Origin of the sequence: Rhodococcus sp. USK13 (genome assembly GCF_018343855.1) — a bacterium.
GTDB classification, from domain to species: Bacteria; Actinomycetota; Actinomycetes; order Mycobacteriales; family Mycobacteriaceae; genus Rhodococcus_F; species Rhodococcus_F oxybenzonivorans.
Genome location: NZ_CP069241.1, coordinates 581,887 through 598,805, shown reverse-complemented (window position 1 = coordinate 598,805; position 16,919 = coordinate 581,887). Strand labels below are relative to the sequence as shown.

Here is a 16,919-nt window from a genome sequence, read left to right as displayed (position 1 = left end):
TGGTGCTCCGCACCGGGAGACGGGGCGAGTCGCTGCGCTCCCCGCCGGAGAGCCGCTGCGCGGCTCGCCGTGGGCCGAGTCCCGTTGCCGTCGATCGAGTCGCTTCGCTCCTCTGAGTTTCGGAGATGAGGTTCTCACCAGACATATTTGATCGAACCGTTCGATCCGGTCCCCCACACCCCAACGAAGCTGGGGACGCGGGAGGTGTGCCCGACCCGACGCCCACTCGCCTTCCCATGCCACTCGATATCATACCCACAGCATACCACCTCACCCCTCGCAAACGCCTACAAAGTAGATAATCAGTACAGTTCTAAATCTCTTGATTTACAACCTATTACAAACCTCACAAGTTTTTACTTGTGCACAACACACGTAAATACCTTACTCGCAACTATTTTCCCAAACACATTGACAACCAACATCTTTCACAACCACCCCCGAAACGGGCGAAACGGACACCCCGCGCACCCCGCCGACACCCCCACACCCCGGCGCCGGCACTCGCCCGTGGCGGTCGTCGGCACCGGCACATCACAAACCGGGGAAATGTCATCACACCAGGTCACAGCACCATTACACCCGCCTGACGCGGCATGGCCCGCACCCCGGGAATCGAGATGCGGGCCGTGCCCGGGTGCGCCTGCCGGGCATCTAGGTGGGTGCCGGGTCCAGCCAAGACCGATCGCCCCGGCCCTCCACGTACTGCCCTCGTCACAACCGGGGAAGTTCGTGAACCAAGTCCTCCAACAGACTCAAATCGTGCCGATCCGGACGCGGCGCAGGCAAGGTCACCGAATCGAGCGAGACGGGAAAGCCCTGCAGCACACGCCCGGGATCGAGCCGCTCCACCGCCCCGTACCACTCGGCCAACGGCTCCGCCAGACGCGCATGCAGGTCGAAGTGCCGGCGCCGACGGGTCCGATCCCCAATGCGCTGCCGCAACAGCTGCCGCGGCTCGGGAATCGACAACAACACCACATCCGCGAACCCCAGCCGCCGTTGCGCGAACCCACGACGCACCGCCGCCAGCTCATGCTCGAGCCGGGCAGCCGGCGCAGCCCCACCCCCGCCAGACACCAGCTGTAATGCAGCTTCAGCGGATCGCTATCGCACACCGCCACACCCGTGCCCCTCTCCGCCGCCACCGCCCGCCGCGAATCGACCTGTACCCGGTAGTCCGCCTGCACCACCAGATCGGACCCATCCGGCTCACACCCCGTAGGCACGTACTCCCCGACGAACTCCCCGCACACCGACCGACACCACGTCGTCTTCCCCGCAGCACTCGGCCCCTCCACCGCAACAATCACCGCGCGACCCTACCCAAGACCCCCAAAAGACCGACTCCCGAGAGCACCCCGTGACGCGTCATCTTCCCTGGTCAGAACGCTGCCCCAGGCCACGGTTCTAGCCGTCCATCCACGCAATCACATCCAAGGACCCGCAACACCGAAATCTCCTCCGGCAGCCCCGCCGCCGCCCGGATCTTCAACAGCCGCCCGTGCAACGCCGCGTCGTCGGCCCGCAACGCCTCCCGCACCGGATTCAGGTGGGCACGTGCGGTGCCCACAACGCCCATCACCACCGAAACCCAGATCGGGTACAGCCGGGGACGTTTACGGGCGATCAGCTTCGTGGCCTACGTCCGGCCGATGCCCGGCAGCACCCAAGGGCGGTTTCCAGGTCCCAGGCCGGCCACCCCGGGCCGAGCGGGTCCGGTTCGTCGAACCAGGTCCCGATCCGGCCCTATCGCCGTCAGAAGGGCGTTCAGCGCCTCCGCATCGGTGTCCAGGATCTGGCAACTGCAAACGCCGATATTGGGACGCCTGGTGCCCAGTTCGCGTACGACATGACTGTGTCGATTCGTGCTGTCAGATCTACTGACCGAGCGATGTAAACCGTCGTCTGTTCCGGCGCAGACGTCCGCGACCGCATCGTCACCCTCACACGGCCTGATTAAGCGTCGGATCAGATACGGACCCAGCACGCGTTCGTCCGTAGTCGAGGATTTGGTGGTGGTGACGCGCATCGCGTAATAAGGTCACTAAGTTCTGAATGCTGGCTCTACGACGGAGATGCGATGGACCACAGCAAGGTTGCTGAGATCGAGCATGGTCTCACTGAGAACGCGTTGATGTTTCTAAGGCGCTCCGTCGGAGCAATGCAAAACGACCCAAATGGCACCGATGCCACGGAGAACTTCACGATCACACAGGACGTGGTATTCGCGATCGTTGATCTTGCGGTTGCGATCGAAGTTCTGCTCAAGGCGAGGGTCGTTCGCGAGGATTGGAAGCTGGTCTGCACTAAGTCGGCCAGGAATAAGATCCCTGAGCAACAGCTGGAAGCTCTGTTCCTGGCGGGTGACGCAAAGACGATCTTTCCGCAAGACGCGATCGAACTTTTAGAGAATGACTTCAACATCGGACTGAAAACAAATGGACATGATATGCGTGTCCGTCATGTAGGTGAGCTACGGAACCGTGCTGTTCACTTCACGCTAAACCATGGCTCGCTACCCATCGGTGTCCAAGCCGCATACGGCAGCGGGCTGGACTTCGTGCTGTGGTTTCTCAGAACGGAGTTCCTCGGTAGTGCCGGAGGTGTAATTGAGAATCTGATCGATTCCGTGATGGCGGACATCGCCGATCGCCTCAGCGAGATCAATGTGGTGGTCAAGAAGCAGATGGCGTCCATAACGGACGAGCTCGACGCCGCGGAAGAGTGCCTTGAGTGCCCTCGCTGCCATCAGGGGACACTCATGTGTATCGAGCAAGAGCCAGTTCGCTGTGCGTTCTGCCTTTGGGATCCGGTCGACGGTGTTGCCGCCGCTCTTGAGTACGTCCACAACGTAAAGGAATTGGACGAATACACGGAACTGACAAGCGGCGGTGAGTGGCCAATTGGCGAGTGCGTGTACTGCTCGGAGCTTGCTCTTGTTGCGGGCGTTGTGTCGCAGCGTGAACTCCCGCACGATGCCGGCGCACTGAACTGCGATGGTCGTGTATGGCCCTACTGGGCATGTTTCAGCTGTGGGAGGACAGCCGGATACACCGAGATCGAGCGGTGCACTCACTGCGATACGCCCACTACGACCGGTGACGATGGAATTCCGATCTGTGATGACTGCTTCGCTAACCTTGTAGAGAGTGATTGACCTCGACTCGCGGTCACGGACGTGTCTGCCGCAGCGATGACGTTCGCCCCGGAGCCAGTCTCGGATGAGTATCATAACGGCGGCCGATGCGCTCCGCGCCGAACATCGCCAAGGCGCCGCAGCCTCTCCCAACGCTCACGCGGACATCTCGCGATTCTCGACCCTGAGGTTCCGCCTAAGCATTGCCCACGTTCCGCGACCACAGCACACCAGTCGATGACCGCCCTCCGCAGTACTCGACGAGATGTCTGTGGTCACGCAGGGACGATCAGAAGGCTCAAAAGATCATTCCTACCCGTGGGATCTGTCGATGTTTTCCCCGCCGACCGCACTTTCTTGATCGCTGCTCGTATGTGGAGCGTACGCACCACCCCCATTAGGTCGGCGCCCAAGATCTCTTCCGCCTTCTCAATGATGCGGAACGCCTCCCCCTTCGCTAGCTCGGTAGTCAACCGATCCGCGAGGGTGTCCACCCATTGCGCTTTGAGGCGCGCCTCGTCCGCTTTCCACGCTGCTTCCCAATCGCCGTCGCTGAACAGGGTGCCGTCGGCGGCCATCATCGCGAGATGCTTCCGCCACGCTTGAAGTCCACGGGACGCAGACTCACCGAATGCCAACATGCCGTCGATGTGACGCGTTGCGAACACCAGGTAATACACGGGCTTCAAATCGGCGCGCGGACGCACGTCAATAATCCAGGTCCCCAGGCTCCCGAGTCGCTCGCTTAGCTGCTGGGCGTATCCCTCGACGACGGCCTGCTCCGCGGCCATCCTCTCGTCCTCAGATGCTTGTTTGTTGGGACACTTGTCGAGCCATGCTTGACGCCACCAATCGCCGCCGCAAACCTCATCAATCCGCTTCAGCGAATTCTCGACGGGCTTGTCACTGGTTAACATGCCCCCAAAACGACGCAGGTGCGCTGTCAGGTTGATCAGGACCTCGGTCGGTGCCTTACTGCCGGGGCGATCGAAGATGCTCACGACCTCATCCATCGGGATGATCAGACCACACGGATCGAGGTAAGCGAACAGGGGGATTCCGCTGACTGCATCCAAGAGTGCCGGGAGGTGGGCTGAGACATGGCCATCTGACACCGTGACGGTCAGTCCCACGCCTTCCGCAGCTACCACCTTCCGCAGCTTGGTGATGGTGTCGGACTCCTTCTCCACGAAGTGAAGTTCGGCCTTTCGGGGAGAGCTCATCGCGGCCAAGTCATGCGCGGTCTGCAGGAGCATCGCGCCAGAGCCTTCTTCGCCATCGTCGTATCGGCCGGGCCCGGCGTACCCGTCAATGAAGGCGACCCGGTTATCCACGGAGGTACTGCCGGTCTTGCTCGCGAAGGGCGTGGCGTACTGCTTGATGATGGCGTGTTTGAGAACCGCCGCCGACTTCTTGCTCTTGTGGAACTGCTGGCTCAATGGGGGCACCTGTCGAATGAGGATCGAGGGCATCAGGTTAATCGACCGAGCCACGGATGGCGTGCAACTTCGCCGACTATCGACAGTGTCGAGGCCGGCGTCACATCGGTTCTCTGTCCCGGCAGCGGCGATCCGCTCCGTCGACGATGCGATGCGGTCCATTCGGTTCTCGGCACCCACGAGGTCGATCGTCTGCGCAGCGTCGGGACGTGCTCCGTGAGGGTAATCCCGGTGTCATTCAAATGATCTACTCGCGGACCTATGCAGGACGTACAGAAGAATGGCGCTGCATGGGTCCGTACGATTCCGTACAGCTCGAGCAGAAATAACTGCGGCGCATGAAGTGCCGGTGGATTGGTCGTAGGAAGAATGTCCGAAGGGTGGGTCGTGAAGCGAGTACTGGTGCGCTCATGGGAAGTGCCGACGTGGTGACGGAGACGGTGTGGGAGATCGAGCCGCACACGAAAGCCAAGCACGAGATCCTCACCCGGTACCTCGATGCGTGGTTCCCCATCCTTGCCAGCTGGAGTGAGCGCGTGCTGTTCATCGACGGGTTCGCCGGCCCTGGCAGTTACAAATCCGGGGAGCCTGGTTCCCCGCGGCTGGCGCTCGAGTCCGCGAAGAGGCAGGCACGCTTCCTTCGAAACTCGACCGTCATGTTCCTGTTCAACGAGGCAGATCGGTCGAGGTTCCAGCTCCTCGAAGACTGGCGCACGGCCGAGAACGGATCGATCCCCTCAAATTTCTCGGTCCACACCCGAAACCAGCAGTTCGTGGACCTTGCTGGCGAGATCGTCGACAGTCGCGGCGACAAACGATTGGTTCCGACATTTGCGTTCGTCGACCCCTTCGGCTTCAAGGGGGTGCCACTGGAGTTGATCTGTGACCTCGTCAGAGATAAGCGATCTGAACTGTTCATCTTGTTCTCGTTCAACAGCGTCAACCGGTGGATCACCCACGAGGGGCAACAGAGAAACCTCAGCGAGCTCTTCGGTTGCTCAGACTACGCACAGGCTGACGGCCTCGGCCCCGACGAACGCAAGCGGTTCCTCGCCGACCTCTACGAGAGGCAGTTACGAGAGGTCGGCCGATTCCCGTACGTCAGCCGATTCGAGATGATCGAGATGCGAGGTCGAACCAGCTACTTCTTGTACCACTGCACACGCAGCTTGAAGGGCCTGGAAGTCATGCGATCCGCCATGTGGAAGATCGACCCCACCAACGGATCACAGTTCTCAGACCGAGTCGCCGGAATCGAGCCGCTGTTCGATGCCACCTTCACCCTCGATCTCGACAAGCAGCTCATCGCGCAGTTCAAGGGGCAAACCGTCCCCATCAAGGTTCTTCAGGACTTCGTCCTGACCGGCACACGGTACGCCCCTAGCCACCTGAAGAAGGAGACCCTCAAGCCCATGCAGGAGCGCGGCCTGATCGAGTGCATCGGACAACAACGCAAATGGACCTACCCCGAGGGTGTGTTGATCCACTTTCTCTAAGCGCTGTCCGCGGTAGGCATCTCATCCCAAATTTGGCCGTCCAGCTCTCGACCGAGCGCCTTCGGGGTTCGGCCACCCCATTGCTTGAAGAAGAACGGCACCTCGGCGTCGCTGCACGCGTCACGGATTCCGCGCGCCCACGACAGTTCCATCGGACGGTAGTTCGGACCGGACTCACCGCCGGCGATCACCCATCCGATTCCGTCGAGGTCGATCCCGTCGAGCGGACCGAGCAGCGGCTCGCACGACAGAAACCTCACAGCCGCAGGTACTTCCCGCAAATAGTTGATGCGTTCGAGGGCCTCGGCATTCTCCACCGACACACCCATCCATACGTTGTCCGGCCAGTCCAGCTTCTCGGCGACACGGCTAAGGCGAAGCGATCTCTTGGTCAGCACCTGATACGTGTGCTGCGGCGTCTCACGCATCACGTCGAAGACATCGCGCACGAATCCGATGGGAACCTTGGCATGGAATAGATCACTCATCGAGTTCACGAATACGACTCGCGGGTTTCGCCACCTGCGCGGCTGGTCGAGGGCAGCAGGGTGGATTGTGACACCGAAGCCGGGTCCGGAGGTCTTAGGGTTGCCGTCATTCTGGTATTTCTCAGCCCCCATTGCCTTCAGCCTTTTCGCCAGCGACAGCGCATAACAGTGGTCACACCCGACGGAGACGCGGTCGCAACCGGTGACCGGGTTCCAAGTCGCCTCAGTCCACTCGATCGATGACTTGTCGGCCACAGAACTTCCTTCCACCAATCGAACCCTTGTTCGAACCATGCCTTGATCTGCACACTACACCGCAGAAGCCGGATAGTGACCAGGTCACCACCAGCAATCACTGCCCACGATTCTTCTCCACCACGGCACACCAAGAGTCCTCGACACGCTCGCTGGATGCAATCCGCGCACTCAATCCACTTGACGCTATTTCGGAGTCATGGCATTCCAAAACATGGGTGAAGGTGGGCAATTCCGCGCCACCAAACCAACGGCGTGACGTCAATTGACCGATTCGAAGCCTCCGGCAGCAGAGCGGCGGAACAGTTCCAGTTCCACCACCGTCCCGCTCTCCCGCTTGCGGGCAGCTGCGGCGAGGGCTTGGGCGTTGCGGGCGCACTTCGACATCGGGGCGTCGTCGTAGCAGTCGTCGATCGCGGCGGGCGGGGTGAACCGTCCGCCGAGCGAGGCAGGGTCGGCGTGCCAGGCGGTGCGGCCGTCCCACCAGCGGGACAGCGCCTGCTCATGCGCGGTGCGACGGGGCACTTCGACTCCGATGACCCGCAGCGAGGTGTAGTTGGCGTGGACCAACTCCTCGTACACCTTGGGGCCCTGGCCCGGCCAGCGGAGGGTTCCCTCGATCAGCACGTTTTCGCCGCGGTCGAGGCACAGGCGGCGGATCTGGTCGATCAGGGCGGTGGATTCGTCGTGAACCAGTGCCGCGAGCTCGCGCGGTGCCAGCGGGGCGCCGTCCGCCAGTTCCGTGCTGAGCAGTTCCGCGTAGTCCCCGTCACGCAGTGCCTGCTCGATGAGGTAGTCCTTGACTTCGTCGGCGTCGAGGCTGCGGTACCCGTCCAGGTCGGGGATGTGGTCGCGGAGCAGGGTGCTCTTTCCGGCTCCGGGTGCGCCGGCGGTGAGAATGGCCGAGCGTCCCTCCCGCAGTGGAGTTTCCCGTGCCAGGTACCGTTCGATGACGGTGCGGCGGAACCGCAGCCGGGCCGGGGATGCCGCGAACCGGATCATCGTGCTGGTGTCGGCCTTGGTGTGCTACCGGGGACGGACATGGCGGTGAGCTGCGCGGCGACGATGCCGCGCAGCGGATCCGGGGAGTTCACCCAGACCGTGCCGCGTGCTCGAGGGCATCCTTGTTGCGTTCCATCAGCCGACCGATCTCGTCGTCGGTGAGCAGTCCGCGGTAGTAGGCGCGTTCGATCTCGTCCCAGCTGCCGGGCTCGTACGCATCCGCCGAGATGCCACCGCTGACGGGGACCTGGCCGAAGGTGAAGTTCCAGTCCAGCAGCACCTGCATCATCTCGTCGCCGGTGATCTGGCCGGCGGTGCGGCGGTCGATGACCTCGGTCGGTGTCTCATCGAGGAGGGCCGGGTTTTCCAGCACGGTGCGCAGCATGCGGTGAATCGTCGGTTGGGAGATTCCGATGTGCTCGTGGATGACGCGTTGGGTGATGTGGGCGGCGTTCGCCTCGGCCACAGCGCGCAGGACGTCCAGGTCGGCGACCCGGCGGCGGGCGGCCGCAGCATCGAGGGCGGCGACGGCCTTGCGGTCGATGGTGTCCACCAAGTACCTCCTCTTTGATTCACAATGAATCATTGCTCTTCAGGATACCCACAACCGCCCGAGACCGTCCACCGCAGCCCTGATCGATCGCGTCCGGCGGACGACTATGAGGATGACGAGGGCAGTTATACCGGCTACCCGGACGCTGTGGACAGCTCGTCGGCCTTTCCTCTCCCCATCCCGAACTGAGCGGTTAGGACGGTTGGCGATGGGCGAGAACCCGGTGTGCCCGGGAACCGGGCGCACCCCGCTGTGACGGCAGCGCCCACGATCCTGACGCATCGTCGCTCGAGACCACGGACTCGGGGACTGCACACCGGGAAGGAACTTCACCGGCCGGATCGCCAGTATCGCGGACTTGAAGAAAGTCGGCCTGGGCTCTTGTGGGCAGTGCAGTCCCCGATGGGCTCGGTCCGAACAATAGGTGCGCAGTGTGTCGATCGATGACCTGTGACTCGCCCGCGCTCGGGACTCGCCGACCGCTGCAAGATATGCGCTGGGCACTGATCTCCTCCCAGTGCAAGGTGGATTGAGCTACGGGGTGGTCAACAAATGTCGGTACGACCGTGTCTAATGCCACATACGGTCACGTACTGCTTGGGGAGGTGGAGTGTCGGACGCACTGAGGTTCCTGGACCAAGCTCGCCTGGCGGCACAGAAGCCGTCCTTTCGGATGCTTCGAAAGGACAACCCGGAGATCGTCGTGGCGATCCTGAGGACCGCGTTCCCGGATACCGATGCCGCGGTGGACGCGGACACGCTGCACTCTCGGGTCGACGCGATACTCGATGAACTCACCGCGGCTGGTGAGCGTGTGCCGCGGCGAAGCGAGGAGCGGATAGCCGGCCGGGATCTATGCCAACAGCTTGTCGCTGACCAACTGCTAGGGCGCTCACCGAACTCGAACAACTACACCCTGGCCCCCGGTGCAGTCGAAGCGCTGGAAATCGTTGACCGTCTCGGGTCACAGCGAGCCCTCGCCAATAGTTCTCGGCTCACGGCTATCTTGAAAGCCGCCCGGGACCTATCCGCGATGACCACGGTCGACCGCGAGAGCCGGCTGCGGCAAATGCAGCAGGAGATCGAACGGATGGCGCTCGAACTCGACGCACTCAATCGAGAGTATGAGCGGATCCGCGCCGGTGGCGACATCGAGAGTGTGCCGTTTCAGACGCTGATCGACGCCTACGAGCACCTCACCGACCTCGTCAAACGTCTGCCTACCGACCTCGCTCGAGTGCGAGAATCGGTCGATAGCGAGCACCGGCGCATCATCCGGGAACTCCGCGAAGACGAACGCTCGACCGGGCAGTCCGTCATAGACCACCTCGAACTGTCCGACGCGCTGCTGGACACCCCCGAAGGCAGGGCCTTCCGCGGGGTTCGGGATCTGCTGGGTGACCGGACAAAGCTGTCCGAACTGAAAAACGACCTGTCAACGATCCTCTCGCATGCGGTGTTCGAGGAACTCCTGCCGCCATCCGAACACGACAACCTCTACGGAACACCCCGCCGGCTGCGAGACGGACTGGCGATGGTTCAAGACAAACGCAATAGGACGATGGAGACGCTCAGCGGGTACATCGTCTCCCGTGGCCTCATCGAGGAGCGTGAACTTGCAAAAGTCCTCAACGACATCGGCAAGGAACTCAACGTGTGGCTGGAATCTGCGAACTCGCGAACCGTCGTGCCGTTCGACCTGATGCCGGACCGGATCGAATTCAAGTATTTGCATGAACGGTTCGATGTGACACTGAACGAGCCTGCACCCCCGCCGGCGGCTGATACCAGCGGCGAGATGCCTGTGCCGCCCACGCTCGCCGAGATCGTGGCGCTCGGTGGTCCCCGGCCGGAGACCTTGTACCATGTCCTCGACGGTATCGAAGTACTACAGGACCAGCGGACGAGTCTGGGCGAGGTATTCAACACGCTCGACCCCGAGTTCCGCAGACCCGTCGAACTGTTCGGCCTCTGGCAAGCCGCCGCGACCGGCGGCGTCATCTTCGGCAGCGGAGTAACGGAACCGTTTTACACGGTGCGCCCCGACGGCACGACCTGCGCCATCCACGCCGAGAAGATCATCCTGACCCCCGACCATATTGCGGCGATCCGCGCACTCGAGGACACCCCATGACGAACCCCGAACCCGACGTCACCACCGACCATCGCGTTAGTCTGTTCGAGGGGGACATCAGCAGCCTCACGCCGGTCCAACGCTCGGCACTGGTGAAACTCGTCAAGAACCACTACATCACCGCCGCATCAGATACCGACGAATGGGCTGCGCTGATCGAGTCGCCACGACTGATCACCAGCCGTCTCCACGATCTGTACCTCGACCTGCACATCGATACCCGCAACGGTGTCGCCTACAAGAAACGAATTCCCATCCCAGACAACGACAACACACTGTCGCTGTTGCGCAACACCAGATGGTCCGCTCATGCAACCGTTCTCCTTATCGTGCTGCGTGAACGCCTCCGCGCCGAGCGCACCGTCATCACCGATGACGTCTACGTCGACGCCGAAGAACTCGTCGACGCCATGCGGAACTTCCTACCGAAGACGACCGACGAGAGCCAACCCCAGAAGATCACCCATCGGGCGATAGTCGCCGTGTCTGATGCGCGGATCCTGCAGCAGGTGGGCACATCGGGTCGCTACAAGATCAGCCCCGTCCTGGAATCATTGTTGCCACTTCCCAAGCTGCAGCAGCTGCACGAATGGCTAATCGGCGAGAACGGTGGCCAGACGCAGGACGATCCGTCATGACCGGCGCGAGCAGCGTCCTTCCCCTGGCGGTGGAACCGTGCTGGCACATGCATTCCATCCAGATTACCAACTGGGGTGGGTTCGACGGCGGCGGTCACATCATGCTGTTCGATCGCGGGAAGACCCTTGTCTCCGGAGCACCCGGAACCGGCAAGTCCACGATGCTGGACGCCTACCTCGCCGTGATGATGCCGGGCAGCAGGCTGCGGTTCAACGAGGCATCCAACGACACCGGCGGGCGCGCCCGGGACGCCAATACCGGGCAACGAACCTTGATCGACTACCTGCGGGGCAAGAGCGGCGAGTACCGAGAACGAGGATCCGCCGAAACCCGCAGTACCATGCTTCGCGGTGATAATGCCAGCACCTGGGGCGCGATTGCCGCAAATTTCGTCAACGACAAGGGCGCCCAGTTCAGTGCCATCCGCCTGTATTTCGTGCCCCGCGACGCCACCAGCGACAACGGCATCACCAAGATCGGTCTCACCAGCACCGAACACATCGACATCGACCGCCTGGGCGACTTCGTCAACCGAACAGGGTTCACCAAAGATGAGATCCGCGCCCACTTCCCCGTCGAGTGGTTCCGCAAGCCCACCGAGTTCGAAGCCCGAGTGCAAACCCACTTGGGAATCGGTGCCGGAGGCAACGGCGCCGATGCCCTGCTCCTGCTCTCGCGCATCCAAGCGGGTAAAGCCATGGACTACTCGGTCGACAACATGTTCAAGGAGCTGGTGCTCGATGAACCGGCGACCTTCACACAAGCCGCGAACGCGGTCAAAGCATTCACCTCCACCGAGGTGGCCTACCAGGCAGCGATCGAAGCCGAAAACAAACGTGTCAAGCTGCAACCCATCGAAGAGCACCACGCGACCCGTGAACTCATCGGAGGTGAGATCTACCTGCTCGAGGCGCTGGGAACCACTCGTCCGGAGACCGACCCCACCCCGTTCGCGACATGGGCGCGAGCAAAGGAGCGCCGACTCCTCGACGCGGCGATCAACGCCAACAGCACGACCCGCGACAAGTTCGAGAACGACCGTGTCGCCGCGAAACGGCGGATCGACTCACTCGATATCGAACTCGCACGCATTGCCGCCAGAATCGCCGACGCCGGCGGCGGCATCGAAGCCCTCAACAGCGCACTGCTCAACCAGAAGGAGAAACTGCGCATCGCGCTCGAGGACCGAGAGGCGTTCGACACCGCGATCGCAGTCCTCCAACAGCAACTGCCCACCGAGACAGACTTCACCGAAGCGCAGACACAGGCCACACAATTTCTCGCCAGCCACCCCCAGACGCGAGCCAACCTGAAACAGCAACACAACGACGCGATGCCAACGGTGTTCAAGACCCGTGAGCACATACGGGAACTCGAAGAGGAACGCACACTTCTCCTCCGTAACAAGGGCCGGATGGCTCCGTCGTTGCTGCAATCGAGACAAACCATCATCGACGCCACCGGGCTCACCGCCGACGACCTCCCGTTCGTCGGCGAACTCATCGATATCAACGCCGCACAGCACCGGTGGAGAACAGCTGCCGAAGTCACCCTCGGGGCGATCGCGCGAGTGATGCTCGTCGACGACGAACGACTCGAAGAACTCTCGGCAACCATCGATTCGCTGCCGATGCGGCGCATCAACTATCACGGCGTTTCGCTACACACACCACCGCTCCACCAACCCCAACCAGACCATATCTCCGGAGTCCTCGACTTCGCCGACGACTCCCCCTTCATCGGCTGGGTACGTGACCGCGTGTGTGGAACCGACGACGACGCGATCCGCGTCGAATCACCGGCCCAACTCAACGGAAGCGAACTGCGGGTTACCCCCTCCGGACAAATCCGGCGAGGCCGCCGCGGCGCGGCCGGCACAGCCGACATCCACCAAGTAATCGGCTTCTCCAACAAGACCCGAATCGCCGAAATCGATACGGAAATCGCCGGGAACACCACCATCCTCGAGAAGGCTCGCCGGCACTGCGACACCCTCGAACAGCAGATCGCACACCTCGACAAGCTCAAGGCGGCATACACGGCCGTCGCCAACGCCCGATGGGCCCGCATCGACGTCACCTCCGCCCAAGCCGACGTGAACAAGACCGAACAGGCGATCACCGACCTGGAGAATGCAACGCCGGTGCTGCGGGAACTGCGCATCGAGCAGAAGAAGGTGTCCTCGCAGCGCGACGCCGACAACAACAAACTCGGCGTACTCGCGCACCGCATAACAGAGCTGACCAACACCTTCGACTCACTCACCGCCCGGGAAGACCAGGTCCGTCAGGCGCAGTCCTATGACACCACGGTCACTAACGACCAGCACACCACCCTCGATGCCCGCTACGACGAACTCGACGCCGACAAGCCCTACACCCCCGACGAATTCCGCCGCACCACATCCTTCATCCGGCGTGAGGTCGGACAACAGATCGACAAGAAACGCAAGGAACACGCAGCCGTCACCGACAAACTCACCGCGATCTTTTCCAGCTACACCGAGCTACACGGAGCTGACCCCAACCGCGGCATCGGCATCGACTCATACGGCCAATACCTCGCCATCCTGCAACAGATCACCGCCGACGAAGTGTTCCGGCTCCGCGAAGCCTGGCAACTCAGCATGGACGACCAGACCGTCACCAACCTCATTCAACTGAAGCAGGCGTACGACGAAGCACACGAACGCATCGAAGAACGCCTGCACCCCATCCGGCGCATCCTCGCAAAACTGCCGTTCGGGGAAAAACGCCACCGCATCGCCATCGACAAGGAGACACTCTTCTTCGACGACGTGGCCGAATTCCGAGCACGGATCGACGAGCTCACCAGCGAACTCGCCGCCGAACGATCCGACGAGGAATACACCGCACGCTACGAACAGATGAAGGCACTCATCGACCAAATCAGCAAACCCGAACACGGCACCGCCGGCGCAGCCAAAAGACGCCGACTCCTCGACGTCAACGACCACATCAACATCACCGCAGTCGAATACGACCTAAATGACACCGAGGTCAAACGCTACGACCTACTCGGGCCACTGAGCGGAGGCGAACGACGAGAGTTCGTCGCATTCGTCGCCGCCGCAGCACTCAGATTCCGGCTCGGCGACTCCAGCAACACCTACCCCCGCTACGCGCCGGTGATCCTCGACGAGGCGTTCATCAAAGCGAACGGCGAATTCGCGCGGCGCGGTGTCGACGCCTGGACAGAACTAGGATTCCAGCTCATCATCGCAGCCCCACAAGACAAAGTGACAGGAGTCGAGAAAGCGATGGACCACATGAAGTGTGTCGTCAAGAACACCGCCGGCCGCTCTTACATCTCCGAATATCGGAAGCAATGAAAACCCCCGACGAGATCCGCGACAAAGTCGCCACGCATCTGGCCAACACCTGGCATCGCTCGATCACCAACCCACAGGACACAAGTTGGCCACGCAGCTGGACTATCCTCCCCGAACGCACGACGAACCGCCAGGTCGCCAACAGCCTCGTCAACTACGCCGCCATGACTCGACAATGGAACACCTACGCGGCCAGCCACCCCGGCCTGATCGTCGTGCCTAAAACGTGGGCCGCGCACGGCCGGCAGACCCTGACCCAGCGGGTTGTGGTCACCGACCTCGACACAGCGGTCACGATCGCAGACGATCGACAATGCTCCACCGGAGATTGGCGCACACAATTGCGCACCGCACGCGCGCGTGAGCGCCACCTCGCCAGCCTCGCTGCCCACCTCGACGACGCCACCCGGGCCGGCATCCTGCGTACCACCATCTCCTACAGCGACACGGACTTCATGCTGTTGTGTGACACCGCCCGATGGTTCGCCACCCACCACGAGCAGGCACGAGGCCTCACACCTCGACAGGTCCCAGTACTCGGCGTCCATGCGAAATGGCTCAACGCTCACCACTACCTGGTCGCGCAACTGGCAGGAATCGACGACCTCGGTCTCGCCGCGAATCACTCGCCGCGCATACACTTCACCTACCTCGACCCCGTGTACCGATCCACCGGGCAGCGGCTGCATGACTCGTATACGGTCGGCGACACCATAGTCCTCGCCTACCAACCTAACGTCGTCATCATCTCGGAAAACAAAGACACCGCAATCGGATTCCCAGCCATCCCACAGGCAGTCGCAATCGAAGGCAACGGGAAAGAAGGACCGAGCAGGCTTCCGCACATCAACTGGATCGCCGATTGCCCGAACGTCATCTACTGGGGCGATATCGATGTCGATGGTTTCACCATCGTCGACGCCTACCGCCGAGCAGGACTGGCCGTGCGGACCATTCTTATGGATGCCGACAGCTACCACGAATACGCGCCCTTCGGCACCAACTACTACCCCAACGGCACACTGATCTCCACAGGCGGGCCCACCCTTGTCCACCTGACCGACAACGAAACCGTAGCATATCTGCGTGTCACAGCGCCCGACTCGCATCCCCGGCGCATCGAGCAAGAACGCATTCCCCTGCACGTCGCCCGGCATGAAGTCGAATTCTGCGTTACGGAGAGTCTCGGAAGTCACGCGTCTGATTCGTCCTGAGGCCGGTGGGCGCGGCAGCGGCTAGAACACGGCCTGGTCGCATTCCGCCGACGTCATGGCGACCGCTGGGTGTTGTGGAGGCCGTGTGGATCGGAGCGCGTCGCCATCGCGGTCTCGAATGCACGCCGGCTCTCGTGGCGACAACTCCACCACTACTGACCGCGGTCCACCATTGCTGACCCCGGCAGGATGTGACACCCACCTCGCTCACCTCAGACCCACCCAAGCCTGAACCCGGTTGTCGATCAGATATTCCGGCGGTGCACAGTTCCGGAACACCAGCTCGGGCCGTTTTCGGCGCAGAGTATTGTCGCTACATGGCCGATGTCAGCGCACTCGACTACTTGATCTTCGAGAAAAGTTGTAGCGCTGTGTATGCACACGGCGATGAGGGGCCCGACAGCTGGACCATGAAGGTGCTGGTTGTCAGCGGCACGGAAGACTCGGAGCCAGTCCTGGATGGACGGCTGGACGTTCAAGCTCGGTGAGGGCCTGGATCTCGCGCTCGAGCTCGACGCAGTCAGCGCCGATACCGCGGTCTTCATGCCTCTGGTAGACGGTGACGGTCTCGCGGATACCGTCGACGGCGACCTGTTCGGAACCCGGCTCGTGCTCATCAATCATGTCTTCCTCGACCATGCGTTGCGTGGCCATGGAGGCGTCGGCCGGTATCTCACCGGCCTGGCGATCCCGCGCCTCGACTCCGCAGCAGCGTGTGTCGCTCTCCATGCTTCTCCGTTCGAGCTTCGAAAGCGATACAGCAACAGGGACGTGCCGGTCGATGAATGGGAAGCGGGCGCAATGGCCTTGGGCAAGCTCTGGCAATCCCTAGGATTCAAACACCACTCTGGCCATCTGTATGTACTCGATCCGTCCACGCTCGCCCTCGATGAGGCGGTCGACGAATTGAAATATCGTCTGATGCAGAATTAGGAATAGTGCACCTGCCGACGCCCCGATTCGACTCGGCCGATCCGGCACCGTGGCGACGCTCCGCGACATCGTCACCTACGACCCCACCACACCCGGGGCAGCCCTGGCGACCAGGGCGCTCCCCGCACTCGCCGCCAGGGTTTCAGCGGAGCCTGCCCTAGATCGCGCGATCAGATGTGCGGTCACGGGCCGAATCGCGGCGGATCTGCTTCAGCCGATCTTCCGCCATCCGAAGCGCCTCCTTGTGTTTCTTCACCACCTCAATTGCTTCCGAC

13 protein-coding genes are annotated in these 16,919 nt (G+C 62.0%); 7 read left to right on the top strand and 6 right to left on the bottom strand.

What is annotated here, in order from left to right; genetic code table 11:
• Positions 1-714 precede the first annotated feature (714 nt).
• Positions 715-1,080 carry a hypothetical protein gene (locus tag JQT59_RS37960; RefSeq protein ID WP_349306977.1) on the bottom strand — a complete coding sequence of 122 codons (366 nt, stop codon included), beginning with the start codon at positions 1,078-1,080 and terminating at the stop codon, positions 715-717.
• 304 nt (positions 1,081-1,384) lie between these two features.
• Positions 1,385-1,582 (bottom strand): DUF6308 family protein, encoded by a 198-nt coding sequence (locus JQT59_RS36685; protein ID WP_249353666.1) that lies wholly within the window; start codon positions 1,580-1,582, stop codon positions 1,385-1,387.
• A 501-nt stretch (positions 1,583-2,083) separates the two neighbouring features.
• On the opposite strand from JQT59_RS36685, the gene JQT59_RS02700 reads away from it, so the two are divergent.
• Positions 2,084-3,160 (top strand): hypothetical protein, encoded by a 1,077-nt coding sequence (locus JQT59_RS02700; RefSeq protein WP_213571528.1) that lies wholly within the window; start codon positions 2,084-2,086, stop codon positions 3,158-3,160.
• 254 nt (positions 3,161-3,414) lie between these two features.
• Here JQT59_RS02700 and tcmP read toward each other — a convergent pair whose 3' ends face one another.
• Positions 3,415-4,758 (bottom strand): three-Cys-motif partner protein TcmP, encoded by a 1,344-nt coding sequence (tcmP, locus tag JQT59_RS02695; RefSeq protein WP_213571527.1) that lies wholly within the window; start codon positions 4,756-4,758, stop codon positions 3,415-3,417.
• 230 nt (positions 4,759-4,988) lie between these two features.
• Between tcmP and JQT59_RS02690 the strand changes: the two genes are divergently transcribed.
• Positions 4,989-6,074, top strand: coding sequence for a three-Cys-motif partner protein TcmP (locus JQT59_RS02690; protein WP_213571526.1), 1,086 nt, complete (start codon positions 4,989-4,991; stop codon positions 6,072-6,074).
• Here the strand turns inward: JQT59_RS02690 and JQT59_RS02685 are convergent.
• From JQT59_RS02685 to JQT59_RS02675, 3 genes are all read right to left on the bottom strand, one after another.
• A complete protein-coding gene (locus JQT59_RS02685; protein ID WP_213571525.1) occupies positions 6,071-6,817 on the bottom strand; it encodes a DUF5131 family protein in 747 nt (248 codons plus the stop codon). The two genes, JQT59_RS02690 and JQT59_RS02685, sit on opposite strands and share 4 nt — an antisense overlap.
• Before the next feature lie 261 nt (positions 6,818-7,078).
• Positions 7,079-7,819, bottom strand: a complete 741-nt coding sequence (locus JQT59_RS02680) for a zeta toxin family protein (protein ID WP_213571524.1) — start codon at positions 7,817-7,819, stop codon at positions 7,079-7,081.
• Positions 7,820-7,907: 88 nt separating this feature from the next.
• Positions 7,908-8,372 carry a helix-turn-helix domain-containing protein gene (locus JQT59_RS02675; RefSeq protein ID WP_249353631.1) on the bottom strand — a complete coding sequence of 155 codons (465 nt, stop codon included), beginning with the start codon at positions 8,370-8,372 and terminating at the stop codon, positions 7,908-7,910.
• Between the two features lie 610 nt (positions 8,373-8,982).
• On the opposite strand from JQT59_RS02675, the gene JQT59_RS02670 reads away from it, so the two are divergent.
• From JQT59_RS02670 to JQT59_RS02650, 5 genes are all read left to right on the top strand, one after another.
• Positions 8,983-10,506: a DUF3375 family protein gene (locus JQT59_RS02670; protein WP_213571523.1), complete on the top strand. Its 1,524-nt coding sequence runs from the start codon at positions 8,983-8,985 to the stop codon at positions 10,504-10,506.
• Complete coding sequence (locus JQT59_RS02665) at positions 10,503-11,144, top strand: DUF4194 domain-containing protein (RefSeq protein WP_213571522.1); 642 nt, start codon at positions 10,503-10,505, stop codon at positions 11,142-11,144. The genes JQT59_RS02670 and JQT59_RS02665 overlap by 4 nt, the downstream gene beginning before the upstream one ends.
• A complete protein-coding gene (locus JQT59_RS02660; protein WP_213571521.1) occupies positions 11,141-14,497 on the top strand; it encodes an ATP-binding protein in 3,357 nt (1,118 codons plus the stop codon). The genes JQT59_RS02665 and JQT59_RS02660 overlap by 4 nt, the downstream gene beginning before the upstream one ends.
• The gene (locus JQT59_RS02655) at positions 14,494-15,711 is read left to right on the top strand and encodes a Wadjet anti-phage system protein JetD domain-containing protein (protein WP_213571520.1); all 1,218 of its coding nucleotides are present in this window, start codon (positions 14,494-14,496) and stop codon (positions 15,709-15,711) included. Before JQT59_RS02660 ends, JQT59_RS02655 begins: the two co-directional genes overlap by 4 nt.
• 423 nt (positions 15,712-16,134) lie before the next feature.
• On the top strand, positions 16,135-16,644 hold the full coding sequence (locus tag JQT59_RS02650) for a hypothetical protein (protein ID WP_213571519.1): 510 nt from the start codon (positions 16,135-16,137) through the stop codon (positions 16,642-16,644).
• The last annotated feature ends 275 nt before the right edge of the window (positions 16,645-16,919 follow it).